The sequence below is a fragment of the Gordonia sp. i37 genome (assembly GCF_002043085.1).
Taxonomy (GTDB): domain Bacteria; phylum Actinomycetota; class Actinomycetes; order Mycobacteriales; family Mycobacteriaceae; genus Gordonia; species Gordonia polyisoprenivorans.
Window position 1 is genome coordinate 1 of sequence record NZ_MVPX01000419.1, and the last position, 11,043, is coordinate 11,043.

Here is an 11,043-nt window from a genome sequence, read left to right on the forward strand (position 1 = left end):
GTTTGACCGGCTTGCCCAGCGGCAGCACCGCCGCCACCGCGTGGGTGTCGGGGATCGCCAGGAGTTCGCGGACGCCGGGTTCCTCGGTGACGGCCATCGTGGTGATCGTGCCGCCGAATCCGCGAGAACGTGCGGTGGTGAGGATGTTCCACACCAGCGGATAGATCGAGCCACCCGGGACCACGCCGATGCGGTCGAGGTCCTTGTCCATCGACGCCACGACCTCCAGGTTCACCGTCACCACCAGCAGCACCGGCGCGGCGGCGAGCGGGGCGACGAACTCGTCGACGCCTTCGGTGACGGCGAGGTCGGCGTCGGTGACCGCGCTGGGATGCACGACGTTCCACGGCATTTCGCCCGCGGCACGCTGGGCCAGGTAGCGGCGGGCACCGGTCTTGCTCACTTCGGCGATCGCCTGCTTGGTGTCCGGGTCTCGCACCACGATCACATGTGCGCCCTGGCGGTTACCGCCACTGGGCGCGAAGCGCGCGGTGTCGAGGATCTCCCACAGCACCTCGTCGGTCACCGGATCGTCGGTGAACTCGCGTGCGGCGAAAGTCGTGCGGATGACGTCGTCGAATTCCATGTCTCGATCCTCCCACCACGAATACGGCTTCCACGCGAGCGGGCTCCGGACCCGGAAAATCGGGGGTCGGAGCCCGCTCACGTGGTATCTGTATTCGGCAGCCGAGCTATACCTTCTGCTGCATCGACGAGCGCGCCGGATTGCCCTGCTCGGCCTTCTTCGGGTCGGGCTCGTCGGCCTTCTCGGTGACACCCTTCTTGATCTTGGCGCCCAGATCGGTGTCGACCCGGCTCCAGTACTCGAAGGCCCGGGCCAGCACGGGCTCGCTGACACCGTTGAGCAGGTGACCGACGATGTTGTCCACCAAGCGATCCCGGGCGGCGTCGTCGAGGACCTCGCGCACCATCGTGCCCGCCTGACCCCAGTCGTCGTCTTCGGGATGATCGACGTAGGCGCTGCGGATGATGTCGCCGTCGGCGGCCCACTGCGGCTCGGCCTGCCCGGCGAACGTCGCTGCCGGACCGCCCTTGGAGTTCGGCGCATACACCGGGTCGGTCACCGGATTGATCCGCATCGCACCGTCTTTGGAGTAGGTGTGTACCTCGTTGCGCGGGGCGTTGACCGGGATCTGCTTGTAGTTGGCGCCCAGACGGTGCCGGTGCGCGTCGGCGTAGGAGAACACCCGGCCCAGCAGCATCCGGTCGGGACTGAACCCGATGCCCGGCACCACGTTGTTCGGCTCGAAGGCGACCTGCTCGATCTGTGCGTGATTGTCGGTGGGGTTAGTGTGCAACGACATCCGGCCCACCTCCTGCAAGGGGTAGTCGCCGTGCGGCCACACCTTGGTCAGGTCGAACGGATTGAACCGGTACGAGACGGCATCGTCGTACGGCATGATCTGCACCTTCAGCGTCCAGCTGGGGTGGTTTCCCCCGGCAATCGACTCGAACAGATCCCGGGTATGGAAATCGGTGTCGGCCGAGGCCATCTGATCGCCCTCGTGCTGGGTGAAGAACTCGACGCCCTGATCACTGATGAAGTGGTACTTGACCCACGACTTCACGCCCTGCGCATTGACCCACAGGTAGGTGTGCGAGCTGTAGCCGTTCATGTGCCGCCACGTCTTCGGGATGCCGCGGTCACCCATCAACCAGGTGACCTGGTGGGCCGACTCCGGTGAGAGGGTCCAGAAGTCCCACTGCATATCGTGGTCCCGAAGGTTGTTGTCGGCGCGGCGTTTCTGCGACCGGATGAAGTGCTGGAACTTCATCGGATCCTTGACGAAGAAGATCGGCGTGTTGTTGCCGACCATGTCGTAGATGCCTTCGTCGGTATAGAACTTGAGCGCGAAACCCCTTGGGTCACGCCAGGTGTCGGGGCTGCCACGCTCCCCCGCCACGGTGGAGAACCGGGCCACCATCTCGGTTTTCACCCCGGGTTGGAACAACCCGGCGCACGTGTACGCCGAGACGTCCTCGGTGGTTTCGAAGGTGCCGAAGGCACCACTGCCCTTGGCGTGTGGCTGCCGCTCCGGGATTCGTTCCCGGTTGAACTGGGCCATCTGCTCGATCAGATAGTGATCGTGCAACACGATCGGCCCGGCGGCGCCGACGGTCAGCGAATGTTCGTCGCTGCCCGCCGGGGCCCCGGAATCACGGGTGGTGTAGAAATCGTTGTTCTCGGACATATCGCCTCCAACGGCCTTGAGCCGGATTGATTGTGTCCATCGCCGACGCCGGGCTGTGGCGCCGGCTCGCATCGCAAAGGCGAGCGCGAGGGTGCCAGGCTTCTCGAGCACCACTGCTTCGAGGGTAGCCGCTCGCCGGGCGCCGATGTCCAGGTCGGTGTCAGAACAGCAGCGGACCGAGCGCCGAGGAGAGCCCCTTCGCCGCGTCGACCAGCGAACGGATCGCGTCGAGCCGGGTGGAGACGCCGCCGATCATCACCGCGCCGCGGACGTCGCCGTCGGCGTCGAGGATCGGCACGGCGACGTGGGCGTGGTCGCAGACGAGCTCACCGTCGTCGATCGCGACATCGGTCCGGCGGATCTGTGCGATCTCATCGCCGAGGCGGGTGAGGTCGATGATCGTTGCCGGGGTGATCGGTGCCGGTGAGGCGCCGACCACCTCCCGCCACTGCGACAGCGACGCGAGCAGGATCTTGCCCGGCGCCGACGCGTGCGGATAGCGCATGAGTTCGCCGATACCGGTCAGCGGGTGGTCGGGGTCTGGGTCGAGGATTCGCAGCGTGGTGGGCCGGAAGTAGACAAGGTGCACCGCGAAACGCACCGATGACCGGAACTCGTCGATCAGCTCCCGCGCCCGCGCGGGCACCGGTGGTGGCAGCACCCCCGACAGCATCGTCGAGAGCCGGGCACCCAGCGCGAAGCCGCGCAGGTCGGCGGTCCGTACCAGGTATTCGTCGGCGACCAGTCCGTTGAGCAGCCGGTAGGTGCTGGCCTGCGGGAAGCCCAGATGACGGGCGATCTCGCTGCCGGTGGTGCCCAGCCCCAGGTCGGCGACCGCCTCGATGATCTGCAGCGCCCGAGCCACCGAATCAGCACGGTCGGGTCGTCCTATCGCCACGGGTGCACCTGCCGCGTCATCGCAGGGTCACCGTGAGGATGTCGTCGCGGCTCGTGGCGTCGAAGACACCGACGCGGCCGAATCGGGTTGGCGCGCATCGTGCGACCACCGCCACCGCGACAACGACGACGATCATCGAGATCACATAGATCGCGCACAGCACCCGCCCGCTGCCGACGTCGGTGGTGAATCCGGTGACGAGGAGCACCACGAGGATCGTCGCCGTCACCGCACCCAGCACGGTGATCGCGCGGCTCGCCTCGCCGATCCGACGCAACATCGCCGGCGCCGCCAGGCACGCGGTGAGGTAACTGCCCATGTAGCCCAGCGCGCTCAGCGTCAAGAAGTCGCGGATGCCGGTCTGCGGGTTGCCGCCGCACCACAGGAAGATCAGCGGCCCGGCGACGACGGCGCCCATCGCGCACACCGTCGCGAACGCCGGGGTGTGGAACCGCCGGTGCGCCCGGCCGAAACCGGCGGGCACGACCTGCTCGCGGCCAAGCGTGAACAGCACCCGGACCAGTGCATTCACCGAGGCCAGCGCGCAGGCGAAGAAGGAGGTCGCGATGCCGAGGTCGAGGATCACCGACGCGACGCGGGTGCCTTCGGACAGGAACAGGGCGGCCAGTGGGGTGGGACTCTCCCGGATGCGCTCGGGGGCGCCGGCCATCGCCACCGACTGCGAGGTGACCGCGAGCAGATAGATCACCGCAGCGGCCGGCGGCGTCCACATCAGGGTGCGGGGAACGCTGCGGAAGGGCCGTCGGGCCTCGGCGGAGAGGGTGGTCGCGGATTCGAATCCGACGAATGCGCTGACCGCGACGACGATGTTGAGACCCATCGAGCCGGGGTCGATGTGCGAGGTGAAGGCCGCCGAATATCCGGCACCGCGGTGAGTGATCCCCAACCACAGCATCAGACCGACCATGATGACGACGGCGACGATCTCGATGCCGAGGATTGCCGTTGCCGAGACCTTGACCCCGCGCACCATCAATACCGTCATCCCCGCCGCCGACGCGACGACGATGACACACATCGCGATCACCGACGGCGCGGCGGCCACGCCGAGGCTGACCGCGATATGGCTCAGATACAGCCCGACGGCAAGCAATCCGGCCATGCTCACCGAGCCGTAGCCGAGGATCGCCGACCACGCCGTCGGTAGCGCCACACGAGGTCCGAACCCTTGGGCCACATAGGAATACAGCCCGCCGACCACCGCCAGTCGCTGGGCCATCGGCCGGATGCACGCAGCGACGAGCATGATGACGACGGCGGCCGCGGCGAAGGCGAGCACGCCACCGGAACCACTGATCGCCGCGATCACGAACAGGGGCGTCACCGCCGACGTGCCGGCCGGGGCGATGGCCGCGACCGATTGCGCGAAGACGGGTATGAAGGGGAGTTGACGACGCGTGAGCCCCCGGACGGGCGACTCGTCGGCGACGAGTGGCGATCCGGTGGCGCGACGGCGAGAGATCGACGAGGACATGGCGCCCTCCACGGTGACCGAGAGCGCGTTTCCGCGCGTCGTTTTCATGTTTCATCCGTGTTAACCAGCGTGAGAATGTCGGCGTCTGTGATTCTCGACATGCCTTACATGGGCGCCACTGTGACGTGACACACACCTCGTAGCGTCGATTCTCGTTCCCTTCCCGGCGAGACCGACGCCGATCTCGCCGCCCACCGAAAGAGGCGCCCATGAGCACCACCGAACACGGTCGCGTCGCCGACGCCACCGCTGCCACCACCGACTACCTGGACAAACGCCGACTCGCGACGGGCACCGCCGGGTGGGTGCTGCTCGCCGGGCTCGGCGTCAGCTACGTCATCAGCGGTGACTACTCCGGCTGGAACTTCGGCCTGGCCCAGGGCGGTTTCGGAGGTCTCGCGATCGCCGCGGTCATCATCGCCGCGATGTATCTGGCGATGGTGCTGGGCATGGCCGAAATGAGTTCGGCACTGCCCGCGGCCGGCGGCGGATACACCTTCGCCCGCCGTGCGCTCGGGCCGTGGGGCGGGATGGCCACCGGCACCGCTGTGCTCATCGAGTACGCGATCGCCCCGGCGGCCATCGCGACCTTCATCGGGTCCTACGTCGAATCGCTGCATCTGTTCGGCATCACCGACGGATGGTGGGTGTACCTCGCCGCGTACGCACTGTTCATCGGCATCCACCTCGCCGGCGTCGGCGAAGCACTCAAGGTGATGTTCGTGATCACCGCGATCGCATTGCTCGGGCTACTGATCTTCGCGATCGCGGCGCTCGGCGACTTCTCGTGGGCCAACCTGACCAACAACGCGCCCACCGACGCCGCAGGTGCGAGTTCGTTCCTCCCACACGGATATCTGGGCATCTGGTCGGCGATCCCGTTCGCGATCTGGTTCTTCCTCGCGGTCGAGGGTGTCCCGTTGGCCGCCGAGGAAGCCAAGGACCCGGCCCGCAACGTGCCGCGCGGCATCATCGCGGCGATGTGCGCGCTGATGTTCACCTGCGCGCTGGTCTTGTTCCTGGTGTCGGGAGCCGGTGGCGCCGAGGCCATGCAGGATTCGGGTAACCCGCTGGTCGAGGCGCTGGGCAGCGGCGCGGCGCACACCGTCGTCAACTACATCGGCCTCGCCGGCCTGATCGCGAGCTTCTTCTCCATCATCTACGCCTACTCCCGGCAGCTGTTCGCGCTGTCGCGCGCCGGCTATCTGCCGAAGTCGTTGTCGGTCACCAACTCCCGCAAGGCGCCGACGCTGGCGTTGATCGTGCCCGGCGTCATCGGATTCGGCCTGTCACTGACCGGTGAGGGCGCGATGCTGCTGAACATGGCGGTCTTCGGGGCCGCGCTGAGCTACGTGCTGATGATGATCAGTCACATCGTGCTACGTGTGCGCGAACCGCAGCTGCCACGCCCCTACCGCACGCCGGGCGGCATCGTCACCACCTCGTTCGCCCTCGTCGTCGCCGTCCTCGCGGTCATCGCGACCTTCCTCGTCGACATCACCGCCGCCTCCGGCTGTCTGATCGTGTTCGCGGTGATCATGGGCTATTTTGGCTTCTACAGCCGCAAGCGGCTCGTCTTCGCCACCGCCGACGAAGAGTTCCAGGCCATCGCCGACGCCGAAGAAGGACTCTCGTGACCTACCGTCAGACACTGCGCGGACAGACCTACACCTTCGCCGACCTCGTCGAGGTGCTGGCCAAGGCCACGCCCGCACGCTCGGGTGACGAGCTGGCCGGGTGCTCCGCGGAGTCCGACGCCGAGCGGGCGGCCGCCGCCTGGGTGCTCGCCGACCTCCCGCTGACGGTGTTCCTCGAACAGATGGTGGTGCCGTACGAGTCCGACGAGGTCACCCGGCTGATCATCGACACCCACGACCGCGAGGCCTTCGCGCCGGTGTCACACCTGACCGTCGGCGGCCTGCGCGACTGGTTGCTCGAGCAGGTCGGTGATCCGGAAGGACCACGCCGGCTGCGTGCCGTCTCGCCCGGGCTGACCCCGGAAATGGTTGCGGCGGTGAGCAAGCTGATGCGCAACCAGGATCTGATCGCCGTCGCCCGTCGCGTCGAGGTGATCTCGGCGTTCCGCACGACCATCGGATTGCCGGGCCGCCTGGCGACGCGGCTACAGCCCAACCATCCGACCGACGATCCGCGCGGCATCGCCGCCGGACTGCTCGACGGATTGCTGCTCGGTTGCGGTGACGCGGTGGTCGGGATCAACCCGGCGACCGACTCACCGCACGCCACCGCCACCCTGCTGAGGTTGCTCGACGAGATCCGCACCCGCTTCGACATCCCGATGCAGTCGTGTGTGCTCTCGCATGTCACGACCACCATCGGGCTCATCGAGGAGGGCGCACCGGTCGACCTGGTCTTCCAGTCCATCGCCGGAACCGAGGGCGCCAACCGCGGATTCGGCGTCGACCTCGCCGTGCTGCGCGAAGCCAACGAGGCCGGACGATCGCTGGGGCGCGGCACCGTCGGCGACAACGTGATGTACCTGGAAACCGGTCAGGGATCGGCGCTTTCGGCGGGTGCGCACCTGGGCACCGGGGGCCGCCCGGTCGATCAGCAGACCCTGGAGACCCGCTCGTATGCGGTGGCCCGGGCGTTGGACCCGCTCCTGGTCAACACCGTCGTCGGATTCATCGGGCCGGAATACCTGTTCGACGGCAAACAGATCATCCGCGCGGGCCTCGAGGATCACTTCTGCGGCAAGCTCCTCGGCCTGCCGATGGGTGTGGACGTCTGCTACACCAACCATGCCGAGGCCGATCAGAACGACATGGACACGCTGCTGAGCCTGCTCGGCCTGGCGGGCTGCCCGTTCGTCATCACCGTGCCCGGCGCCGACGACATCATGCTGGGCTATCAGAGTCTGTCCTTTCACGACGTGCTCTACCTGCGCGAGGTCATGGGACTGCGCGCCGCACCGGAATTCGAGGCGTGGATGCAAACCATCGGTATGGCCGACGACGGCGGACGGGTCACCCCCCTCGATCCGCACACCTCACCGCTGCGCGGATTGGCCGCCTCATGAGCACCGGGAACTCCCCCGCCCACGACCCATGGGATCTGATGCGGCGCACCACGCAGGCGCGAATCGGTTTGCGGCGCAGTGGATACACCCTCTCGACGCACGACGTCCTGACCTTCCAGGCCGATCACGCCGCCGCCCGCGATGCCGTCCACACCCCGATGGACATCGACACCGTCGGCAAGGGCTTGCGGGAGTTGGGTTTCGGCGAGCCGATCGCGGTGACCAGCCGAGCTTCCTCCCGCGCCGAATACCTGCGGCGGCCCGACCTCGGCCGGCTGCCCGCGGATCTGTCGTCGATCGAGTCGTCGGGGGCCGACATCGGCATCGTCATCGCCGACGGGTTGTCGGCGACCGCCGTCGACACCCACGCCGTCGCCCTCGTCGACGCCGTGACGTCGGCTCTGACACCGCAATTCACCGTCGCGCCACCGGTTCTCGCCTCCCAGGCCCGGGTGGCCCTCGGCGACCACATCGGCGAGGCCCTCGGCGTGGAGATGCTGATCGTCATCATCGGCGAACGGCCGGGCCTGTCGGTCGCCGACAGTCTCGGTATCTACCTCACCTATGCGCCCGAGCCGGGTCGGCGTGACTCCGAACGCAATTGCATCTCCAACATCCACCCACCCGACGGTCTCGGGTACGCCGACGCCGCCCGGATCGTCGCGGCGTTGGTCGCCGGCGCCCGGCAACTCGGCGCGTCGGGCGTCGCCCTGAAGGACACCTCCGCGGGTGAGGCCGCGGTGGCTGCGGCGGAGCAATCCGGGCTCACCTGAGGCACGCCGGGCGTGTGTGCCGACAGTCTTCACACGATTGCATCGAACGCCTCGTCGGCAACCTCCAGTGTTCGGACGATGTCGTCGGAGGTGAGGGCGGCGTTGATGAAGTGGTTGTGGTGGGAGGTGAGAAACACCCCGCGTCGAACACATTCGGCGATCCAGCGTTGATGCAACATCAACGACGGATCGTCGGCGATGCGAAGGTAGAACAGCGCGGGCTCGCCGGAGGCGACAAGGGTCAGACCGTGACCGGCGGCGACGTCGACGAGACCTTCGGTCAGAGAAGTGCCGAGTTCCCGGAACAACGCAGGCGCATCGAGTTCTTTGAGCTTGGCGATGGTTGCCATACCGGCGGCGAACGGGACCGCACTCATCCAGTAGCTACCGGTGTAGGTGATGCTGCTGACCGCCGACCGCAAGCTCTCCCGGCCGCACAGGGCGGACACGTTGTAGCCGTTGGCGATCGCCTTGCAGAAACAGATGAGATCGGCAGAAAAGCCGTAGTGATGGTCACTGCCGGCGAGGTCGAGACGAAAGCCGGCGCGCACGTCGTCGACGATGAGCACCACTCCGTGTTCGTCGCAGAGTGCACGAACCGCGGCCCAAAACCCAGGCGCTGGTAGCTCGTTGTCGGCGAAGTTCCCGTGTTGGTACGGCTGTGCAATGAGGGCGGCAATCTCACCGCGATGTTCGACGAAAGTCTCTCTGAGCGAGTCGATGTCGTTCCACTTGACCTCGATGTTGCCACCGACATCCTGCGGCAGGACGCCGGGATAGTCGAGCTTCTGTGCCCACGGGTCGACGCCGTGATAGTAGCCGGAGAAGAAGACGATTCGGCGGCGTGCGGTGGCGGCGCGCGCGGTCATGATCGCCAGCGTCGTCACATCGCCACCGTTCTTGGCGAAGAATGCCCAGTCGGCGCTCGCGACGGTGTCGACCATCACCTCGGCGAAGTCGACGAGCGCCACCGACGGAACCGAGACGGTATCTTCCTTGCGCGCTTGGACATCGGCTGCGGCAGCAACATCGGGATCACCGTAACCCAGGACGTTGGGACCGTATCCGCACATGTAGTCGATGAATTCATTGCCGTCGAGGTCCCAGAATCGGGTGCCCTGGGCATGTGAGGAGAACTTCGGGAAGGCCGATCGCGGGATGTGCATGCCCTCGGTGGGCGACAGGTGGCCGTAGACACCTCCGGGAATCACCTTGGCGGCACGGGCAAATGCGGCGTCGCTCGCCGCGTATGTGTAAGGGCGGCCGGGGGATTGGATGTCGGTCATGTGACGATCATGGCTCCAGGTAGGCCCCGACACGGTCGAGGATGCGGTTGAGGTTGTCGATGAGCGGGATCAGTCCGTACATGGCTATGCGGCCGTCGCCAACGCAGGCCAACGACGATTCGCGCCCGGCGAGCACGTCGCCGACCACGGTCAGGTCGGCGAAACGCAAGACCGCGGTCGGACGGGCAGAGGTGACGTCGGTGCGTCGCATGTACGACGAGGCGACCCGGAATCGATAGGTGTATTCGTCACCGATCTGCATGTCGATGCGCCCGTCGGGCATATGCGCCGCCGAGAATCGGCCGCTGTCATCATGATTGGCAACAACGGTGAGTGCGCCGGCCACCACCTCGAGGGTCAGCAACGTGGAGATCTCCCGGAACCGCGGGTCGGCGAGACGCTGAGGGTCGGGTCTCAGATACTCACCGAGAAGGTTGGTCAGCGGTGTGAACACCGTGGTGAGGAATCGTAGCCCGCGCGGTCCGGCGGCCGGGATGGGCGACGAATCACCGGCGACGACCGCGTTGAGATGGCAGGCTGAGGTGAAGAACAACGTGGGACCGCCTGCGCCCCAACCAGGTCGGATACCGCCGCTCCCGAAGGTGTAGCGCGCGTTCAGTCCGCCGGGCGCCCGGAGTGTCAACGTGGTGTCCGAGCGCATGGGCGACAGGATGTCGCGGGCGTCGGGCACCAATTCGACCAGGGTCGGCAGTGCCCCGAACACGGCGTCGAGGTTGATCTCGGCGTGGACGCGCTCGTCGACGTCGATCAGCATGGGCGGCCATCCTTTTCTCGAGGGCCGCTGCCGGCCCGGGCGGTCGATCGGGCGCCGACGGTCAGCACCAGCCGACGCGGGGCACATCGTGCGGCGAACGCCTGGATGCGGTTGCCGAGGCCGACGGTGACCACCGGCCCGGACGTGGTGTCGAGCGCGGCGAATGCGGCATCGACGACCTCCTCAACGGTGCCGAGCCGACCGACCTTGAACTGGTCGGAGCCCGAAGCCTCGAAGAACTCGGTGGCGGTCGGCCCGGGGCAGAGAGCCAGGACGCGCAGACCGCTTCCGCGGCTCTCCTCCCAGATGGCCGAGGTCAGCGACGTCACGAAAGCTTTGCAGGCGGCATAGACGGCGAGATTGGGCACCGGTTGGTGACCGGCAGTACTCGACACGGTGATCAGTGCGCCCGCCGGACCGGCCGCCAGCAACGAGGGCAGGAGGTGGCGGGTGAGCAGTGCCGGCGCCACCACATCAACCGTCATCTCCTCGAGGATCCGATCGGCGTCCTCGTCGACGAACCGACCGGCGGTGCCGAAACCCGCGCAGTTCACCAGGATTCC

General features: G+C 67.0%; 10 protein-coding genes. 3 read left to right on the forward strand and 7 right to left on the reverse strand.

What is annotated here, in order from left to right; genetic code table 11:
- From B1964_RS20840 to B1964_RS20855, 4 genes are all read right to left on the reverse strand, one after another.
- The coding region (locus B1964_RS20840) for a nitroreductase family protein (protein WP_079931128.1) at positions 1 to 586 on the reverse strand (586 nt) is incomplete at its 3' end.
- 106 nt (positions 587 to 692) lie between these two features.
- A complete protein-coding gene (locus B1964_RS20845) occupies positions 693 to 2,213 on the reverse strand; it encodes a catalase (protein ID WP_079931129.1) in 1,521 nt (506 codons plus the stop codon).
- A gap of 160 nt (positions 2,214 to 2,373) precedes the next feature.
- On the reverse strand, positions 2,374 to 3,111 hold the full coding sequence (locus B1964_RS20850; RefSeq protein ID WP_079931130.1) for an IclR family transcriptional regulator C-terminal domain-containing protein: 738 nt from the start codon (positions 3,109 to 3,111) through the stop codon (positions 2,374 to 2,376).
- 16 nt (positions 3,112 to 3,127) lie between these two features.
- Entirely contained in the window at positions 3,128 to 4,654 is a 1,527-nt protein-coding gene (locus B1964_RS20855; protein ID WP_079931131.1) for an APC family permease, read from the reverse strand.
- 161 nt (positions 4,655 to 4,815) lie between these two features.
- On the opposite strand from B1964_RS20855, the gene eat reads away from it, so the two are divergent.
- Genes eat through eutC form a run of 3 tightly spaced genes read left to right on the forward strand, consistent with a single transcriptional unit; the run spans position 4,816 to position 8,419 of the window.
- Complete coding sequence (eat, locus tag B1964_RS20860) at positions 4,816 to 6,243, forward strand: ethanolamine permease (RefSeq protein WP_079931132.1); 1,428 nt, start codon at positions 4,816 to 4,818, stop codon at positions 6,241 to 6,243.
- Positions 6,240 to 7,646 (forward strand): ethanolamine ammonia-lyase subunit EutB, encoded by a 1,407-nt coding sequence (locus B1964_RS20865; protein ID WP_079931133.1) that lies wholly within the window; start codon positions 6,240 to 6,242, stop codon positions 7,644 to 7,646. Before eat ends, B1964_RS20865 begins: the two co-directional genes overlap by 4 nt.
- Positions 7,643 to 8,419 (forward strand): ethanolamine ammonia-lyase subunit EutC, encoded by a 777-nt coding sequence (gene eutC, locus B1964_RS20870; protein ID WP_079931134.1) that lies wholly within the window; start codon positions 7,643 to 7,645, stop codon positions 8,417 to 8,419. Before B1964_RS20865 ends, eutC begins: the two co-directional genes overlap by 4 nt.
- A 29-nt stretch (positions 8,420 to 8,448) precedes the next feature.
- Here eutC and B1964_RS20875 read toward each other — a convergent pair whose 3' ends face one another.
- From B1964_RS20875 to B1964_RS20885, 3 genes are all read right to left on the reverse strand, one after another.
- Positions 8,449 to 9,705 (reverse strand): aminotransferase class III-fold pyridoxal phosphate-dependent enzyme, encoded by a 1,257-nt coding sequence (locus B1964_RS20875; protein ID WP_079931135.1) that lies wholly within the window; start codon positions 9,703 to 9,705, stop codon positions 8,449 to 8,451.
- A 7-nt stretch (positions 9,706 to 9,712) separates the two neighbouring features.
- The gene (locus tag B1964_RS20880) at positions 9,713 to 10,480 is read right to left on the reverse strand and encodes a hypothetical protein (RefSeq protein WP_079931136.1); all 768 of its coding nucleotides are present in this window, start codon (positions 10,478 to 10,480) and stop codon (positions 9,713 to 9,715) included.
- Positions 10,474 to 11,043 (reverse strand): SDR family NAD(P)-dependent oxidoreductase (locus B1964_RS20885; protein ID WP_079931137.1); only part of this gene is annotated, 570 nt, incomplete at its 5' end. The genes B1964_RS20885 and B1964_RS20880, both read right to left, overlap by 7 nt.

What these genes read in the sequence shown, in the direction of transcription:
- B1964_RS20845 (WP_079931129.1), bottom strand. Translation starts at nt 2,213, where the DNA reads ATGTCCGAGAACAACGATTTCTACACCACCCGTGATTCCGGGGCCCCG.
- B1964_RS20855 (WP_079931131.1), bottom strand. Translation starts at nt 4,654, where the DNA reads ATGAAAACGACGCGCGGAAACGCGCTCTCGGTCACCGTGGAGGGCGCC.
- eat (WP_079931132.1), top strand. Translation starts at nt 4,816, where the DNA reads ATGAGCACCACCGAACACGGTCGCGTCGCCGACGCCACCGCTGCCACC.
- eutC (WP_079931134.1), top strand. Translation starts at nt 7,643, where the DNA reads ATGAGCACCGGGAACTCCCCCGCCCACGACCCATGGGATCTGATGCGG.
- B1964_RS20875 (WP_079931135.1), bottom strand. Translation starts at nt 9,705, where the DNA reads ATGACCGACATCCAATCCCCCGGCCGCCCTTACACATACGCGGCGAGC.
- B1964_RS20880 (WP_079931136.1), bottom strand. Translation starts at nt 10,480, where the DNA reads ATGCTGATCGACGTCGACGAGCGCGTCCACGCCGAGATCAACCTCGAC.